Annotated in this window: 15 protein-coding genes; 13 read left to right on the top strand and 2 right to left on the bottom strand. The window is 74.7% G+C overall.

Annotated elements, in window-relative coordinates:
• Positions 1 to 51 precede the first annotated feature (51 nt).
• The 10 genes from ABZ793_RS08975 (at position 52) to ABZ793_RS08930 (ending at position 11,736) form a co-directional block, all read left to right on the top strand.
• Positions 52 to 2,886, top strand: a complete 2,835-nt coding sequence (locus ABZ793_RS08975; RefSeq protein ID WP_357454151.1) for a Na+/H+ antiporter subunit A — start codon at positions 52 to 54, stop codon at positions 2,884 to 2,886.
• Entirely contained in the window at positions 2,883 to 3,362 is a 480-nt protein-coding gene (locus tag ABZ793_RS08970) for a Na(+)/H(+) antiporter subunit C (protein WP_350705066.1), read from the top strand. Before ABZ793_RS08975 ends, ABZ793_RS08970 begins: the two co-directional genes overlap by 4 nt.
• A gap of 25 nt (positions 3,363 to 3,387) precedes the next feature.
• Complete coding sequence (locus ABZ793_RS08965) at positions 3,388 to 4,893, top strand: Na+/H+ antiporter subunit D (protein WP_357454148.1); 1,506 nt, start codon at positions 3,388 to 3,390, stop codon at positions 4,891 to 4,893.
• Positions 4,890 to 5,474, top strand: a complete 585-nt coding sequence (locus ABZ793_RS08960; protein WP_357454145.1) for a Na+/H+ antiporter subunit E — start codon at positions 4,890 to 4,892, stop codon at positions 5,472 to 5,474. The genes ABZ793_RS08965 and ABZ793_RS08960 overlap by 4 nt, the downstream gene beginning before the upstream one ends.
• Positions 5,471 to 5,740 (top strand): monovalent cation/H+ antiporter complex subunit F, encoded by a 270-nt coding sequence (locus tag ABZ793_RS08955; protein ID WP_357454142.1) that lies wholly within the window; start codon positions 5,471 to 5,473, stop codon positions 5,738 to 5,740. Before ABZ793_RS08960 ends, ABZ793_RS08955 begins: the two co-directional genes overlap by 4 nt.
• Positions 5,740 to 6,072 (top strand): monovalent cation/H(+) antiporter subunit G, encoded by a 333-nt coding sequence (mnhG, locus tag ABZ793_RS08950; protein ID WP_357454139.1) that lies wholly within the window; start codon positions 5,740 to 5,742, stop codon positions 6,070 to 6,072. The genes ABZ793_RS08955 and mnhG overlap by 1 nt, the downstream gene beginning before the upstream one ends.
• Before the next feature lie 185 nt (positions 6,073 to 6,257).
• Positions 6,258 to 7,850, top strand: coding sequence for a M20/M25/M40 family metallo-hydrolase (locus tag ABZ793_RS08945; protein ID WP_357454135.1), 1,593 nt, complete (start codon positions 6,258 to 6,260; stop codon positions 7,848 to 7,850).
• Between the two features lie 237 nt (positions 7,851 to 8,087).
• Entirely contained in the window at positions 8,088 to 9,437 is a 1,350-nt protein-coding gene (locus tag ABZ793_RS08940) for a hemolysin family protein (protein ID WP_357454132.1), read from the top strand.
• Positions 9,434 to 10,498 (top strand): hemolysin family protein, encoded by a 1,065-nt coding sequence (locus ABZ793_RS08935; RefSeq protein WP_357454129.1) that lies wholly within the window; start codon positions 9,434 to 9,436, stop codon positions 10,496 to 10,498. The genes ABZ793_RS08940 and ABZ793_RS08935 overlap by 4 nt, the downstream gene beginning before the upstream one ends.
• A 317-nt stretch (positions 10,499 to 10,815) precedes the next feature.
• Complete coding sequence (locus ABZ793_RS08930; protein WP_357454126.1) at positions 10,816 to 11,736, top strand: sporulation protein; 921 nt, start codon at positions 10,816 to 10,818, stop codon at positions 11,734 to 11,736.
• Positions 11,737 to 11,874: 138 nt separating this feature from the next.
• Here the strand turns inward: ABZ793_RS08930 and leuE are convergent, their stop codons facing one another.
• Together leuE and ABZ793_RS08920 are read right to left on the bottom strand one after the other, a co-directional pair.
• Entirely contained in the window at positions 11,875 to 12,543 is a 669-nt protein-coding gene (gene leuE, locus ABZ793_RS08925; protein WP_350705081.1) for a leucine efflux protein LeuE, read from the bottom strand.
• A complete protein-coding gene (locus ABZ793_RS08920; RefSeq protein ID WP_357454122.1) occupies positions 12,543 to 13,784 on the bottom strand; it encodes a bifunctional pyridoxamine 5'-phosphate oxidase family protein/GNAT family N-acetyltransferase in 1,242 nt (413 codons plus the stop codon). The genes leuE and ABZ793_RS08920 overlap by 1 nt, the downstream gene beginning before the upstream one ends.
• A gap of 34 nt (positions 13,785 to 13,818) precedes the next feature.
• On the opposite strand from ABZ793_RS08920, the gene ABZ793_RS08915 reads away from it, so the two are divergent.
• The 3 genes from ABZ793_RS08915 (at position 13,819) to ABZ793_RS08905 (ending at position 17,358) form a co-directional block, all read left to right on the top strand.
• Positions 13,819 to 15,159 (top strand): aminotransferase class I/II-fold pyridoxal phosphate-dependent enzyme, encoded by a 1,341-nt coding sequence (locus ABZ793_RS08915; protein ID WP_357454119.1) that lies wholly within the window; start codon positions 13,819 to 13,821, stop codon positions 15,157 to 15,159.
• A gap of 288 nt (positions 15,160 to 15,447) precedes the next feature.
• A complete protein-coding gene (locus tag ABZ793_RS08910) occupies positions 15,448 to 16,152 on the top strand; it encodes a UdgX family uracil-DNA binding protein (protein ID WP_357454116.1) in 705 nt (234 codons plus the stop codon).
• Between the two features lie 63 nt (positions 16,153 to 16,215).
• Complete coding sequence (locus ABZ793_RS08905; RefSeq protein ID WP_357454114.1) at positions 16,216 to 17,358, top strand: acyl-CoA dehydrogenase family protein; 1,143 nt, start codon at positions 16,216 to 16,218, stop codon at positions 17,356 to 17,358.
• Positions 17,359 to 17,425 lie beyond the last annotated feature (67 nt).

Below are 17,425 nucleotides of genomic sequence, written 5' to 3'. Positions count from 1 at the left end.
GTGCCGGCCCACCTCCGGCGCGCGCCGCTGCCACCTCGACCGGGAGTGCGGGTGCTCGTACTGCTGATCCTCCACCTCGTGGCGGCCCTCCTGGCGCCGCTGCTGGTCCGGCGGTGGGGTCCGCGTGCCTGCTACGCGCTGGCGCTGGCGCCGGCCGCCGCCTTCGGCTGGGCGCTGGCCCGCACGCCGGCCGTCCGCGACGGCGGGGCGGTGGTGGAGACGTACCCGTGGATCCGGCAGCTCGGGCTCGACCTGGCGCTGCGGCTGACCACCCTGTCCTGGCTGATGACCCTGCTCGTCGGCGGCGTCGGCGCGCTGGTCCTCGTCTACAGCGCCCGCTACTTCGGCCCCGGGTCGGTCGGGATGGCCCGGTTCGCGGCCGTGCTGGTGGCCTTCGCCGGGGCGATGCTCGGGCTCGTCCTCGCCGACGACCTGCTGCTGCTCTACGTCTGCTGGGAGCTGACCACGATCTTCTCGTACCTGCTGATCGGGCACAGCACGGAGCGGCGTGCCAGCCGCTGGGCGGCCGCTCAGGCGCTGACCGTGACCACCCTCGGCGGGCTGGCCATGCTGGTCGGGTTCATCATGCTCGGCCAGCACGCCGGCAGCTACCGGTGGTCCGAGATCGCCACCGGTCCGCTGCCCGGCGGGACGTACCTGGTCACGGCGGTGCTGCTGATCCTGGCCGGCGCGCTGGCCAAGTCGGCGGTGCTGCCGTTCAGCTCCTGGCTGCCGGTGGCGATGGCGGCCCCCACGCCGGTCAGCGCGTACCTGCACGCCGCCGCGATGGTGAAGGCCGGCGTCTACCTGATCGGGCTGCTCGCCCCGGTGCTGGCGGGCGTCGGCCCGTGGCGGCCGGTCGTGGTGGTCGCCGGCCTGGCGACCATGCTGGCGGGCGGCTGGGCGGCGCTGCGGCAGACCGACCTGAAGCTGCTGCTGGCGTACGGCACGGTCAGCCAGCTCGGCCTGCTCGCCGTGGTCGTCGGGGCGGGCACCCCGGACGCCGCGCTGGCCGGCGTGGCCATGCTGCTGGCCCACGCCCTGTTCAAGGCGGCGCTGTTCCTCGTCGTCGGCATCGTCGACCACGGCGCCGGCACCCGCGACCTGCGGGAACTGTCCGGCCTGGGCCGGCGGGCGCCGCTGCTGGCCACCGTCGCGGTGCTCGCCGCCGCGTCGATGGCCGGCCTGCCGCCGCTGGTCGGCTTCGTCGCCAAGGAGGCCGTGCTGGCCGCCTTCACCGACCGGCCGGTGGTGCTCGCCGTGCTGGTGGCCGGCACCGCGCTCACCGTCGCCTACAGCGCCCGGTTCGTCTGGGGCGCGTTCGCCACCCGGCCCGGCGTGGAGCCCTCCGACCCGGGGCGGATCGCCGTGCCGATGCTCGCCCCGCCGGCCCTGCTGGCCGTCCTCGGGCTGGTCGCCGGCCCGGCCGCCGGGATCCTCGACGGCCTGCTCGCCCCGTACGCCGAACTCTTCGGCACGGTCGGCGGGCACCTGGCGCTGTGGCACGGCCTCAGCCCCGCGCTCGGCTTCTCCGCCCTCGCCGTGGCCGGCGGCGCGGCGCTGCACGCGCTGCGCGGCCCCCTCGCCCCGGCGCTGGCCCGGCTGCACGTCCCGGTCAGCGGCAACCAGGGGTACGAGTGGGTCATCGGCCGATTCGACCGGCTGGCCATCGAGGTCACCAGCGTCACCCAGCGGGGTTCGCTGCCGCAGTACCTCGGGATCATCCTGCTCGCCCTCACGGTGCTGCCCGGTGGGGCGATGCTGGCCACCCGGCCGTGGCGGGACCGGATCGACCTCTGGGACAGCCCGTTGCAGGTCGTGGTGGTGGCCGTGGTGACCGTGGCGGCGGTGCTCGGGGTGGGCGCCCGGCGGCGGCTGACGGCGATGCTGCTGGTGGGGATGACGGGCTACGGCAGCGCGATGCTCTTCGTGCTATACGGCGCGCCGGACCTGGCGCTGACGCAGTTCCTCGTCGAGACCGCGACCATCGCGGTGTTCGTGCTGGTGCTGCGCCGGCTGCCCGAGCGGTTCTCGGCCCGCCCGCGCCGGCGCCGCTGGGCGCGCCGGACGATCGGCCTGGCGGCCGGCGTGGTGGCGGCCGGCCTGGCGCTGACCGCCGCGGCGGCCCGGAACGCGCCCACCATCTCCGACGCCTTCCCCGACCTCGCCGTCAGCCAGGGGTACGGCCGCAACGTGGTCAACGTGACCCTCGTCGACATCCGGGCCTGGGACACGATGGGGGAGCTGGCGGTGCTGGTGGTGGCCGCGACCGGCGTGGCCAGCCTGATCTTCCAGCGGTCCCGGACGGGGCCGCGTCCCCGCCGCCCCGAGCCGTCCGGGCCGGCGCGCCGGCCGGGCCGCCCGGTCTGGCTGCGCGGCGGCGCGACCCTGCACGAGCGGCAGCGCTCCATCGTGCTGGAGGTGGTCACCCGGCTGATCTTCCACACCGTGGTGGTCTTCTCCCTGTTCCTGCTCTTCTCCGGCCACAACGCCCCGGGCGGCGGGTTCGCCGGCGGCCTGGTGGCGAGCCTGGCGCTGGCCGTGCGCTACCTGGCCGGCGGCCGCGACGAACTGGCCGAGGCCGCGCCGGTCGGCGCCGGCACGGTGCTCGGCGCCGGCCTCCTCGTCTCGATCGGCACCGGGGTGATCGCGCTGCTCGCGGGCGGATCGGTGCTCGAGAGCGCCCGGATCGACCTGTGGCTGCCGCTGATCGGCGACTTCTACCTGGTCACGTCCCTCTTCTTCGACGTCGGGGTCTACCTCGTCGTGGTCGGGCTGGTGCTGGACATCCTGCGCAGTCTCGGCGCCGAGGTGGACCGGCACATCGAGGCGGCCAGCGGTTCCGGCGGCGGGCTGCGCGTCGACCGGGGCGGGGAGCGGACGTGAGGCCGGGGGTGGAGGGGCCGACCCTGGTACTGGTCGTCGCCGTCGGCGTGCTGGTCGGTTGCGGGGTCACCCTGCTGCTGGAGCGCAGCCTGACCCGGATCCTGCTCGGCGTCATCCTGCTCAGCAACGGGGTCAACGCGCTCATCCTGATGGGTGGGCGGGCCGGTGCCGCCCCGGTGGTCGGCGCCGCGCCCGCCGGCCGGCTGAGTGACGCGCTGCCGCAGGCCATGATCCTCACCGCGATCGTGATCACCTTCGGGCTGACCGCGTTCCTGCTGGCCGTGAGCTACCGCAGCTGGTACCTGACCGGCGACGACGAGGTCCCCGACGACATCGAGGACCGGCAGATCAGGCGGGCGGCGGAGCGCAACGAGGTGGCCACCGCCGACCTCGGCGGCGAGGGCCCGGACGCCGACCCCGAGCAGGTCGACCCCGAGCTGCCGCGCCGGCTCCGGCCCGGGGACGGTCCCGGATGACCGGGTACGCGCGAGGGGCCGCCCCGTGAGCGCCCTCGTGCCGCTGCCGGTGGTGGTGCCGCTGCTGGGCGCGGCGCTGACCCTGCTGCTGGCCCGGTGGCCGGGGCTGCAACGGGTGGTCAGCGTGGCCTGCCTCGCCGGCACGCTGGTGGTGGCGGCGCTGCTGCTGGTGCAGGCGTACCGGCACGGGCCGGTGGTGGTGCAGGTCGGCGGGTGGCCGGCGCCGGTGGGCATCGTGCTGGTCGCCGACCAGTTGGCCGCGCTGATGCTGGTGGTCTCGTCGGCGGTGACGCTGTGCGTGCTGCTCTACTCCGTCGGGCAGGGCCAGGGGGACTTCGGCGAGACCGTTCCCGTGACCATCTACCACCCCACCTACCTGGTGCTGACCGCCGGCGTGACGAACGCGTTCCTCGCGGGCGACCTGTTCAACCTCTTCGTCGGGTTCGAGATCCTGCTGGCCGCGAGCTTCGTGCTGATCACCCTCGGCGGCACCGAGACGCGGATCCGCACCGGCTCGACGTACGTGGTGGTCAGCATCCTCTCCTCGATGCTGTTCCTCACCGCGGTGGGCCTCGTGTACGCGGCCACCGGCACGCTGAACATGGCCCAGCTCGCCCACCGGCTGGACGCCCTGCCGGACGGCGTACGGCTCAGTCTGCAGCTGATGCTGCTGCTCGCCTTCGGGGTCAAGGCGGCGGTCTTCCCGCTCTCGGCCTGGCTGCCGGACAGCTACCCGACCGCGCCGGCCCCGGTCACGGCGGTCTTCGCCGGCCTGCTCACCAAGGTCGGCGTCTACGCGATCATCCGGACCGAGACGCTGCTCTTCCCCGACGGTCAGGTGGCCGGGCTGCTGATGGTGGTGGCCGGGCTGACCATGGTGGTCGGCATCCTCGGCGCGGTGGCCCAGTCCGACATGAAGCGGCTCTTCTCGTTCACCCTGGTCAGCCACATCGGCTACATGATCTTCGGGGTGGCGCTGAGCACCGTGGCCGGGCTGTCCGGCGCGATCTTCTACGTGGTGCACCACATCACCATCCAGACCACGCTGTTCCTGGTCGCCGGGCTGGTCGAGGAGCGGGCGGGCAGCACCGACCTACGCCGCCTCGGCGGGCTGGCCCGGGTGGCGCCGCTGCTCGGGATGCTCTTCTTCGTGCCGGCCATGAACCTCGCCGGCGTGCCGCCGTTCTCCGGGTTCCTCGGCAAGCTCGGCCTGCTCCAGGCCGGGGTGGCGGCCGGCGGGCCGCTGCCCGGCGCGCTGGTCGCGGCCGGGGCCGTGACCAGCCTGCTCACCCTCTACGTGGCCTCGCGGGTGTGGAACATCGCCTTCTGGCGCGCCCCCCGGCTGGCCACCGCCGAGCCGGCGGTCCGGCTGCCCCGGCTGATGGTCGGCGCGACGGTCGCGCTGGTCGCGCTGGGGCTGGTGCTGACCGTCGTCGCCGGGCCGCTCTTCGACGTCACCGCCGACGCGGCCGTCGACCTGCGCGAGCGCACCCCGTACATCAGTTCCGTGCTGCCCGGCGGTGCCCCGTGAACCCGGAGTCCGGCGCGCCGCCGCGGGAGCGGGCGGCGCGGTGGCGGGACCAGCTGATCGCCCTCGGCTGGCTGGTGCTGGTCTGGAGCCTGCTCTGGGGCGAGTTCTCCTGGGGCAACCTGGTCGGCGGGGTGCTGGTGGCCGCGGCGGTGCTGCTGTTCTTCCCGCTGCCGCCGGTCACCTTCGGCGGGCGGCTGCGCCCCGGGCCGCTGCTGGTCTTCCTGGCGCGTTTCGTCGGCGAGCTGGTCAGCGCCAGCCTGCACGTCGCCCGGATCGCGGTGCAGCCGGGCTACCGGCCGCGGGGCGCGATCATCGCGGTCCGGCTGCGCGTGCGTACCGACCTGAATCTGGCGCTCACCGCCGAGGCGGTCTCGTTGGTGCCGGGCACCCTGATCATCGAGGTGGACCGGGACGCCGGGGTCCTCTACGTGCACGTGCTCGACGTCCACGGCCCGCAGGACCTGACCGACAGCCGGGAGCGGATCCTCGCCGTCGAGCGGCGGATCGTCCGGGCGGTCGGCTCCGCCGCGGAGCTGCGCCAGGTGGCCACCGATCCCGTCGAGAGGGGTCCCGAACCGTGACCGCGTTCCTCGTCGTCGTCCTCACCGTCCTGTTCTCGGTGACCGCGCTGCTCGCGCTGGCCCGGCTCTACCGGGGGCCGTCCCTGATCGACCGCGTGGTCGCCGCCGACATGCTGCTCGCCACCATGGTCGGCGCCGTCGGCGCCGAGGCGGCGGTGAACCGCCACGCCACCACCCTGCCGGTGCTGGTGGTGCTCTCCCTGCTCGGCTTCATCGGCTCGGTGTCGCTGGTCCGCTTCGCCGCCCGCGAGAAGGAGGAGGGGTGATGGTCGGCACCGTCGCCGACTGGCTCGGCGCCGGCTGCCTGGTGGCCGGCGCGCTGCTGAGTCTCGCCGCCGGCATCGGGGTGCTGCGCTTCCCGGCCACGCTGGACCGGATGCACGCGGCCACCAAGCCGCAGGTGCTCGGGGTGCTGCTCCTGCTGCTCGGCGTGGCCCTGCGGCTGCGCGCCCCGGCCGACCTGGGCATGTTGGCCCTGGTCGGGATCTTCCAGCTGGCGACCGCTCCGGTGGCCGCGCAGATGATCGGCCGGGCCGCCTACCGCACCGGCCGGGTGGACCCCGACCTCCTCGACGCCGACGAGCTCGCCGACCGCTGACGCGCGCCGTCCGCACCGCCGGGCCCGCGGGCGTCCCAATTCGGGGAATGCGGCGATTCTGAGTCTTGCGTCTTGCCGGGGGGCCGGTCCCGCTGCACGCTTCGCAATGATGGCTATCGATCAATGGCCGTCCCCGGTGACCGTCCACCCGGCGGGAGCCGGACCCCGCCCCCTCCGGAGGACCCATGAGACCTCGTACCCCCCGCTCCGCCTGGCTGGCCGCGGTGGCCGTGGCGGCGGCGGTCGTGACCGCCTCCGCGGCGACCGCCGCGCCCACCGGTGCCGCCCCCGCCGCCCCCGCCGCCCCCGCCGCACCGGCCGCACCGGCCGCCCCCGCCGGCGGGCCGGCGGCGCTGGCCGCGCCCGACGTCCCGCTGGCCAACGTGAAGGCACACCTGTCCCAGTTCCAGTCCATCGCCACCGCCAACGGCGGCAACCGGGCGCACGGCCGCCCCGGCTACCTCGCCTCCGTCAACTACGTCAGGGGCCAGCTCGACGCGGCCGGGTTCAGCACCGTGGTGCAGTCGTTCACCTACAACGGCGCCACCGGCTACAACCTGATCGCCGACTGGCCCGGCGGCGACCCGAACCAGGTGGTGATGACCGGGGCGCACCTGGACGGCGTCACCGCGGGCCCGGGCATCAACGACAACGGCTCCGGCTCGGCGGCGATCCTGGAGACCGCCCTCGCGGTGGCGCGCAGCGGCTTCACCCCCACGAAGCACCTGCGCTTCGGTTGGTGGGGCGCCGAGGAGCTCGGGCTGCGCGGCTCGCAGTACTACGTGAACAACCTGCCGTCGACCGAGCGCACCAAGATCAAGCAGTACCTCAACTTCGACATGGTCGGCTCGCCCAACGCCGGCTACTTCGTCTACGACGGCGACAACTCCGACGGGGTGGGCTCCGGGCCGGGCCCGGCCGGCTCGGCGCAGATCGAGCAGACCATCCAGGCGTACTTCACCTCGATCGGCGTGCCCACCCGGGGCACCGACTTCGACGGCCGCAGCGACTACGGGCCGTTCATCAGCGTCGGCATCCCGGCCGGCGGCACCTTCACCGGGGCGGAAGGGATCAAGTCCAGCACCCACGCCTCGCTCTGGGGCGGCACGGCCGGCCAGGCGTTCGACCCGTGCTACCACCGCTCCTGCGACACCACCGCCAACATCAACGACACCGCTCTGGACCGCAACGCCGACGCGATCGCGTACACGGTGTGGGCGCTGGCCGGGGCCCCGCCGGGCAGCACGGTCTGGAGCGACACCTTCGAGACCGCGACCGGTTGGACCGCGAACCCGGCCGGCACCGACACCGCCACCCTCGGCCGGTGGGAGCGCGGCGACCCCGCGGCCACCAGCTCCGGCGTGGCCACTCAGCTCGGCACGACCGTCAGCGGCAGCTACGACCTGGTCACCGGGCCGCTCGCCGGCAGCAGCGCCGGGGCGTACGACCTCGACGGCGGGGTGAGCACCATCCAGTCGCCGGCGATCACGCTGCCGTCGACCGGCACGCTGACCCTCTCGTTCTCCTGGTACCTGGCCCACCTGAACAACGCCAGCAGCGCCGACTACCTGCGCGTACGGGTGGTGGGCAGCGGCACCGTCACGGCGCTGAACGCGACCGGGGCCGCGACCAACCGGGCGGCGGCCTGGCAGAGCGCCGGCGTCGACGTCTCGGCCCTGCGGGGACAGACCGTACGGATCGTGGTCGACGCGGCCGACGCGAGCGGCGCCAGCCTCGTCGAGGCGGCCGTGGACGACGTGAGGATCACCCAGAGCTGAGCCGGCACGGCCCCTGTCCACGCCGGGTAACGGCCCCCTGTCCGCCGGGCAACGGCCCCCTGTCCACGCCGGGTAACCGGACGACAGGGGGCCTTCGACGCACCTTCAGCGGGCGTACAGCCGGCGCAGATAAAATGGCCGCATGATCGACTCCTCTGCCCAGGAGGGCAGCAGTAGCCAGCCGGGTCCTGCCCGGCGTATCCCGACCCCGACGTCCCCGGGAGCCCTGAGCGACCCGTGTTGATCGTCGTTGGTCTCCTCTTCATCATCGTGCTCACCGCCGCCACCGGTTACTTCGTGGCCCAGGAGTTCGGTTACGTCGCCGTCGACCGGGGCAGGCTCAAGCAGCTCGCCGACGACGGCGACAAGGCCGCCGCCCGGGCCCTGGAGGTGACCGGACGGCTGTCGTTCATGCTCTCCGGCGCGCAGCTCGGCATCACCGTCACGGCCCTGCTGGTCGGTTACGTCGCCGAGCCGTTCCTCGGCGCCGGGCTGGCCGAACTCCTCGGGGTGGCCGGCGTCTCCACGGCGGTCAGCCTGCCGCTCTCGGTCGTCCTGGCCCTGGTCATCGCGACCGTGGTGCAGATGGTCCTGGGCGAGCTGGCCCCGAAGAACCTCGCCATCGCCCGGGCCGAGCCCCTGGCCAAGGCCCTGAGCCGCTCCACCCTGATGTACCTCAAGGTGGCCGGTCCGCTGATCAAGCTCTTCGACCGCGCCGCGGTGCGGCTGCTCCGCCGCGTCGGCATCGAGCCGATCGAGGAGCTGCCCAGCGGCGCCACCCCGGAGGACCTGGAGCAGATCATCGCCGAGTCCCGCCAGGAGGGGCACCTGACCGCCGAGATGTCCACGCTGCTCGACCGGGGGCTCGACTTCCGCGAGCTGACTGCGGGCGAGGCCATGGTGCCCCGCGTCGACGTGCACACCGTACGCGCGCACGAGCCGGTCAGCCGGGTGGTGGAGCTGCTGGACACCGGCAAGTCCCGCTTCCCCGTGCGCGGCGCGGAGGGCGTCGACGACCTGATCGGCGTCATCGGCATCGCCGACGTGCTCGGGGTGCCCCCCGAGCGGCGCGGGACCACCCCGGTCAGCGCGGTCGCCGGCCCGCCGTTGCTGGTGCCGGAGACGCTGCCGCTGCCGACCGTGCTGGACCGGCTCCGCTCCGGCCACCGGCAGCTCGCCTGCGTGGTCGACGAGTACGGCGGCTTCGCCGGCGTGATCACGCTGGAGGACATCGCCGAGGAGCTGGTCGGCCCGATCCGGGACGAGGACGACCCGCCCGAGCGGGCCCCGGCCCGGCAGGAGGACGGCTCCTGGGTGGTGCCCGCGCGCTGGCGCATCGACGAGGTCGCCGACAGCACCGGCATCGAGCTGCCCGAGGCCCCGGAGTACGACACCCTCTCCGGCCTGGTCATGCGGGAGCTGGGCCGGGTGCCCGAGGTCGGTGACCGGCTGGAGATCAGCCTGCCCGCCGACGGCGAGGACGGCGCGGTCGAGCCGCGCGCCCTGGTCGAGGTGCTGGCCGTCGACCGGCACGTGGCCGACTCGGTCCGGCTGCGGCTCGCCGAGTCCGGGGAGGTGTCCGAGTGAGCCCGGGCATCGCACTGTTCACGTCGGTGATCCTGCTGGCGCTGAACGGCTTCTTCGTGGCCGCCGAGTTCGCCCTGGTGGCCAGCAAGCGCTACCGCCTCGAGCAGGCGGCGGCCGGGGGCGGCCGGGCCGCCCGGGCCGCCCTGGAGGGCGTACGCGAGCTGTCGCTGATGCTCGCCGGCGCGCAGCTCGGCATCACGCTGTGCACCCTGGGGCTCGGTGCGCTCGCCGAGCCGGCGATCGAGCACCTGCTCAGCCCGCTGCTGCACGCGGTCGGGCTGCCGGACGCCGCGAGCCACGCGGTCGCGCTGGTCTTCGCCCTCAGCCTGGTCACCTTCCTGCACCTGGTGGTCGGCGAGATGGCGCCGAAGTCCTGGGCGATCACCGACGCCGAGCGCTCGGCGATGCTGCTGGCGTTGCCGTTCCGCGCCTTCGCGCGGGTCGCCCGGCCGGTGCTGTCGGTGATGAACGCCCTGGCCAACGCGATGCTGCGGCTCGCCAAGGTCAACCCGCAGGACCAGCTCGCCCAGGTGCACGGCCCCGACGAGCTGCGCATCCTGCTGGAGCAGTCCCGCGAGCACGGGCTGCTCGGCGTCGAGCAGCACCAGTTGCTGACCAGCATGCTGGAGTTGCAGGGCACCACGGTGGCCCAGGTGATGGAGCCGTTCCACCAGATGGTGACGGTCCGCCGGGACGAGGACGCCGCCCGGATCGAGCAGGTCAGCCGCGACAGCGGCCGGTCGCGGCTGGCCGTGCTGGACGCGAACGGCGACGTCTGCGGCCTCGTCCACGTCCGGGAGGCGGTGCGGGCCACCACCACGGGCCGCAGGGTCACCGCCGGCGACCTGATGACCAGCGCGTTCACCCTGCCCGCCGCGGCCACGGTGACCGACGCGGTGGCGGCGATGCGGGCCCGGCAGTCCCAGCTCGCGCTCGTGCGCAACGGCGGCGGCCCCACCCGGCCGATCGGGTTCGTCGCGCTGGAGGACCTCCTGGAGGAGGTCATCGGCGAGTTCGACGACGAGACCGACCCGGTGCCGCGCGGCCGACGGATGAGGTGAGACCCGCGGGCCGCCCCCGGTGAGGCGTGGGGGCGGCCCGGCGTGGTCCGGCCCGTCGGGACCGTGCGGTCTTCGGCGAAGACCGCACGGACGCCCGCCAGGTCCGCGAGGCTGGAGGGACCGGGCCGGGTTGGCGCACCGACCGATACCGGGTGGCGCACGGGCCGATACCGGGTGGCGCACGGGCCGGTAATGGGTGGCGCAGGGCCCCGGCCCGGCGGCGCCCGGACTGCACGGGGTGACCCCGCGCGCCCGACCGCGGCGAGGCCGGTCCCGGCGGGTCCGCCGGGGCGCGGGATGCGGACGGGGGAGTGCGGGTGCGGTTGACCGGGGTGTCGCCGGAGTCCGGGTGGACCGGGCTCTCCGTCCGCACCGCCCTGGCCAACCCGAGCACCCGCCCCGGCCTGCGGCTGCCCGGGCGGGTCACGGTCATCGCCGGCTCGACCGACGTGCCGGTGCTGCACGTCCGGCTCGGCCTGGTCACCACGGCGGAGCCGGACGACCCGGAGGCGCCCCGCCGCCTGGTGCAGTTCCACCAGGCGACCCTCGCCGACGGCTTCGTGCTGCGGGCCGGGCGGGGCCGCACGATCCCGTTCGAGTTCCCGCTGCCCTGGGAGACCCCGGTGACCATCTTCGGCGGGGTGCCCCTGCTCAGCCTGCGGATGGGGCTGCGCACCGAGGTGGCGGTCGAGCCGCAGCTCGACCAGGGCGCGATGGTGCCGGTTTTCGTGCACCCGCTGCCCACCCAGGCGCACATCCTGGCCGCCCTCGACACGCTGGGCTTCAGCATGCGCCAGGCCGGCCTGGTCGACGCCCGACTGCCGGGGGTGGAACAGACCCTGCCGCTGCACCAGCGGCTGGGATTCTGGGTGGCGCCGCTCTACGCCGGGCCGATCACCGAGCTGGAGCTGATCTTCATCGCCAACCCGGCCGGCCTGGAGGTCATCTTCTGGCTGGACCGGCGGCTGGCCCTGGCCGGGATCACCCACCAGAGCATCAGTCGCTTCCGGATCTGGCACGTCGGCGCCGACCGGCGGGACTGGGTGGCGACGGTGGACGGCTGGCTGCGCGCGGCGATCAACCGGCACGCCGCGGCCGCCGCGCACGCCGACTGGTCCGCGACCATCGCGGAGTCGGCGCACGTCAGCCGCCCGCCGGACGAGCCCACCCGCCCCGGCTTCGGGCTAGGCGGCACCGCCGGCGGAGCCGGCATCGGCGGCTCCGGCGATGGCACCTGACCACCCACCCCCACCCTCACCCTCGCTCCCGCCGATCTTGCCCTTTGCGCCCCGGCACATCGGACCTACCGCCCATAACGGGGGCCGAACGTGCAGGATCGCGGGGAGGCCGGGCGGGGATAGCGGGGAGGAGGAAGGTCAGACGGTGGCGGTGGCGAGTTTCAGGCTGAAGCCGAGGAAGAGGGCGGCGACGCCGGTGGTGGCGCCGGCGGCGAGGCGGCGGCGCTGGCGGAACTGGGCCGCCAGGAACGTCCCGGCGAAGATCAGCGCGGTCAGGTAGAGCGCGCTGGTGACCTGGGCGATCAGCCCGAGCAGGAGGAACGACAGCGCCGGCCACGCGTAGCCCGGGTCGACGAACTGGATGAAGAACGAGACGAAGAACAGGATCGCCTTCGGGTTGAGCAGGCTGACCACGAGCGCCTTGCGGAACGGGCTGCGCATCGCCACCGGCTCCGCGGCGTCGATCAGCCGCGGCGTGGCCGGGTCGTTGCGGTCGCGCCAGCGCCGCCACGCGCCGCGCAGCATCGTCAACCCCACGTAGCCGAGGTACGCGGCGCCGGCGTACTTGATCACCAGGAAGAGCGGCGGGTACGCCTTGAGCAGCGAGGCCACCCCGGCGGCGGAGAGGAACATCAGCACCCCGTCGCCGACGAAGACCCCGCCGGCGGCCCGGTAGCCGGCGGCCACACCGCGCTGCGCGGCGGTGGAGAGCACGAAGAGGGAGTTGGGCCCGGGCAACAGCACGATCGCCACGGTGCCCAGCACGTACGTCCAGATGTCGGTGATGCCCAGCACGCCCGACATCATCAGGCCACGGGTGCCGTCCGGCGAAGCCTTTCCCGCAGCGCGACCTGTGCGTTTGGCCACTCGTCGACGGTCATCGAATACTGCACGGTGTCCCGCCACGAGCCGTCCGGGCGGAGCTTGTGCATCCGCAGCACCCCCTCGCGGGACGCGCCGAGGCGCTCGATCGCCCGCTGGGAGCGCTCGTTGCGGATGTCGGTGTGCCAGACCACCCGCACCGCGCCCAGCTCCTCGAAGGCGCGGGTGAGCAGCAGCAGCTTCGCCTCGGTGTTGATCCCCGTACGCCACCACGGCCGGCCCAGGAAGGTGTAGCCGATCGCCACCGACCGGCGCTCCGGGTCCACCTCGTAGTAGGAGGTGGTGCCGACCACCGCGCCGGTGACGGCGCAGCGCTGCACCCACGGCACCCGCTCGCCCCGGTGGTGGGCGGCCAGCGCGGCGGCGACCACCTCGGCGGTGCCGGCGGGGTCGGCCGGCAGCGGGCTGCCCAGGTGCTGCCAGACCTCCGGATCGGCGGTCGCCGCGTGCAGCTCGTCGGCGTGCGCGAGGTCGAGGGGTTCCAGCACCACGTGTTCCCCGCGCAGCACTGCGGCTTCCCGCCACGGCGTGAGGGCCGGCCGCAGGTACGCCGGCACCGGCGCGGTCACCCCGGCGTCCGGCTCGGGCAGCCCGGCGGTGAGCCGCAGCGGCACCACCCCGGCCCAGTGCGGCAGGGCGAGGTCGGCCTCGTCGTCGCGTACCCCGCCGGTGCGGGAGCGGACGGAGACCTCCCGCAGCGGGAGGGCCAGCACGGCGGTCTCGGCCAGCTCCCGGCGCGACGGCGGTCGGCTGTCGGCGCTGCGCCCGGCGCCGACCTTCTCCACCAGCGCGGTGAGCACCCGCGCCTTCTCCCGCTCGTCGGTGACCAGGTGCGCGGTGCCGTACGCGACGACCGACCGGTAGTTGGCGCTGTGGTTGAACTGGGAGCGCGCGTAGACCAGGCCGTCGAGCAGGGTCACCGTGACGCAGGCCGGCAGCCCGTCGCCCCGGGCGGCGAGCAGTGGCCGGCTGCCGGTGGAGCCGTGCAGGTAGAGGGTGTCGTCGATGCGGACGTGCAGGGTGGGCAGCACCCGGGGCTCGCCGTCGACGGTGAACCCGAGCGCGCAGTGGTACGCCTCGTCGAGGATCGCGTGCGCGGCGGCGGCGTCGTAGCTCATCCGGTCCCGGGAGCGGCTGGCGGTGGTCCGGTCGGTGCGTGCGTACATGCGCCCGCCTTTGTTCTAGTACAATCTCCGATTTGTGTCAGCACGCTATCAGGTCACCGGAGCGACGGCCGTCGAGATTTCGGCCAGCATCGAGTCGGGCATCCGTTCCGCCGCCCTCGCCCCCGGCGCCGCCCTCCCGGCGGTGCGCGCGCTCGCCGCCCAGCTCGCGGTCAGCCCGGCCACCGTGGCCCGGGCCTACCAGGAGCTGCGCCAGCGGGGCCTGGTGGTCACCGCCGGCCGGCACGGCACCCGGGTCCGGCCCCGCCCGCCGGTGGCGGCCCGCCGCTCCGCGCTGCGCCCGCCACCCGCCCCCGGCCTGCGTGACCTCTCCCTGGGCGAGCCCGACCCGCGGCTGCTGCCGCCGCTGGGGGCGCACCTGGCCGGGCTCGCGGCCGACGCCGGGCCGCCCGTCGGTTACTCGGCCGCCGGGGTGCTGCCCGAACTGGCCGAGGCGGCCCGGGAGCGGCTGGCCGCCGACGGCGTGCCGGCGGCGGAGCTGACCCTCACCGGCGGCGCCCTGGACGGCATCGAGCGGCTGCTCGGCGCGCACCTGCGCCCCGGCGACGCGGTCGCCGTCGAGGACCCGGGCTGGGCCAACCTGCTCGACCTGGTCGCCGCGCTCGGGCTGCGGCCGATCGGGGTGCCGGTCGACGACGACGGCCCGCTCGCCGAGGGCGTCCGGGCCGTGCTCGCCGCCGGGGCCCGGGCGCTGATCGTGACCAGCCGGGCGCAGAACCCCACCGGCGCGGCGGTCTCCGCCGGGCGGGCCGCGGAGCTGCGTACGCTGCTCGCCGGCCGGTCCGACCTGCTGCTGATCGAGGACGACCACGCCGCCGAGCTGGCCCGCGTACCGCTGCACCCGCTCGCCGGGGCGACCCCGACGTGGGCCTTCGTCCGCTCGGTGAGCAAGCCGTTCGGTCCCGACCTGCGGCTGGCCGTGCTGGTGGGGGACGAGACCACGGTGGCCCGGGTGGCCGGCCGGGCCCGGGTCGGCGCCGGCTGGGTCTCCACCGTGCTGCAACGGCTGGTCCTGTCGCTGTGGCGCGACCCGGCGGTGGCCGGGCTGGTGGACCGGGCCGCCGCCAGCTACGAGCGGCGGCGCGGGGCGCTGGTCGACGCGCTCGCCGGCCACGGCCTCGCCGCCCACGGGCGCAGCGGCATCAACGTGTGGCTGCCGGTGGCGGACGAGACCAGCGCGCTGACCGCACTGCGCGACGCCGGTTGGGCGGTCGCGCCCGGCGCGCTCTACCGGATCGCCGGCCCGCCGGGGCTGCGAATCACCGTCAGCTCGCTGGACGACGGCGAGGTCGCACCGCTCGCCGACGCCGTCGCCCGCGCCGTCCGGCCCGCCGTGTCATCCGGTTTCACCGCATGACCCCGCGCCCGGGCCGGCGACGTGCCGGTGTGCCGGGCGCGGGCGTGACCGGACGCCGGGTGGGTAAGCGCGGTGCCGGAGGTGGACGACCATGGCTTCGTCGGGATCGAGGAGGGGCGTCTGGATCGCCGTCGTGGTGGCGGTGATCGTGCTCGTGATCGTGGTGATCGCGCTGGCGTCCGGCGGCGGCGACGGCGGCGGCGGATACTGACGGGTGGCCGCGGTGGGACGTCGTGCGGAGGCAGGGCGGACCGGCATCGCGGCCCGAACGGGTATATAACAGTCGACATGGCCGAGCAGACCGAGACCGCGCCGGGCGCGCAGAAGTTCATCCCGCCGCAGGCCGACACCCTCGACGACCTGCGCGCCGCCGCCGCCGGCTGCCGGGGCTGCGAGCTGTACCGGGACGCGTCGCAGACCGTGTTCGGTCGCGGCGACGCCGGCGCGCGGGTGGTCTTCGTCGGCGAGCAGCCCGGTGACATGGAGGACCAGAAGGGGCTGCCGTTCGTCGGCCCCGCCGGTCGGCTGCTCCGCAAGGCGGTCGACGACGCCGGGCTCGATCCCGGGCACATCTACCTGACGAACGCCGTGAAGCACTTCAGGTTCGAGCTGCGCGGCAAACGGCGCATCCACCAGACCCCGGACCGGGTGCACGTCACGGCCTGCCGGCCCTGGCTGGTGGCCGAGTTCGCCCAGTTGCGCCCGGAGATCGTGGTGGTGCTCGGCGCCACCGCGGCCAAGGCGCTGCTCGGCCCCACGTTCCGGGTCACCCGGCAGCGCGGCGAGCTGCTGCCCTGGCCGGCGTCGGCCCAGCACCCGGAGGACTTCAAGCGGGTGCCGGTGGACGCGAAGGGCACCGTCGCCGACGCCCCGCCGGCCCGGCTGCTGGCCACCATCCACCCGTCCGCCGTGCTCCGCGCCGACAACCAGGACAAGGCGTACGAGGGGCTGGTCGCCGACCTTGCCGTGGCCGCCCGCGCCCTCGCCGGCTGAGCCGTCACCGAGCCACCCGTCGGCCCCTGGGCAGGGCGGGTGCGCGGTGCCACACTGGCGGCCATGGAGCAGCATCTCTACGAGCGCGACCACGAGGACTTCCGCGAGCTGTGCCGCGAGTTCCTGGACCGGGAGGCCGTGCCCCACCACGAGCGTTGGGAGGCCGCCGGGATCGTCGACCGCGAGGTGTGGCGTCGGGCCGGGGCGGCCGGTCTGCTGGGCACGGACGTCGACCCGGAGTACGGCGGCGGCGGGCAGCGGGACTTCCGGTTCAACGCGGTGCTGGCCGAGGAGATCGTCGCCGCCGGCTGCACCGGCCTCGGCCTCGGCCTGCACAACGACGTGGTGGCGCCGTACCTGACCGAGCTGACCACGGAGGACCAGCGCAAGCGCTGGCTGCCCGGGTTCTGCTCCGGCGACCTCGTCACGGCGATCGCGATGAGCGAGCCCGGCGCCGGCTCCGACCTCGCCGGGATCCGCACGAGCGCGGTCCGCGACGGCGACAGTTGGGTGCTCAACGGCCAGAAGACCTTCATCACCAACGGGGAGATGGCCGACCTGGTGGTCGTGGTCGTCCGCACCGCGCCGGACCAGGGCGCGCACGGGGTGAGCCTGGTCGCCGTGGAGGACGGCACCCCCGGCTTCTCCCGCGGCCGACGGCTGGCCAAGGTCGGGCTGAAGGCCAACGACACCGCCGAGCTGTTCTTCGCGGACTGCCGGGTGCCGGCGGAGAACCTGATCGGCACCGAGAACCACGGCTTCTACCACCTGATGGCCAACCTGCCCCGGGAGCGGCTCAGCATCGCGGTCGCCGCGGTGGCCGCCGCCGAGCGGCTGCTCGCCGTCACCCTCGACTATGCCCGCTCCCGGCAGGCGTTCGGCCGGCCGATCGGCGCGTTCCAGCACAACCGCTTCCTCCTGGCCGAGCTGGACACCGAGGTCACCATCGCGCGCACCTTCGTCAACCACTGCGTCGCGGAGTACAACGCCGGCCGGCTCTCGGTCACCGACGCGGCCAAGGCGAAGTGGTGGACCACCGAGCTGCAGAACAAGGTCGCCGACCGCTGCGTGCAACTGCACGGCGGCTACGGCTACATGCTGGAGTACCCGGTGGCGAAGGCGTGGCTGGACGGGCGGGTGCAGACGATCTACGGCGGCACCACCGAGATCATGAAGGAGATCATCGGCCGCGGCCTGGGCCTGTAGAACAGGCGGGGGAGGGGTGCGGCCGGGGCGGACCGGCTGCGGGGCGGCGTGCCGGTTGCGCAAGGAT

This window comes from Micromonospora sp. NPDC047465 (assembly GCF_040643125.1).
GTDB lineage: Bacteria > Actinomycetota > Actinomycetes > Mycobacteriales > Micromonosporaceae > Micromonospora.
This window is presented reverse-complemented; position numbering and strand designations above follow the sequence as displayed.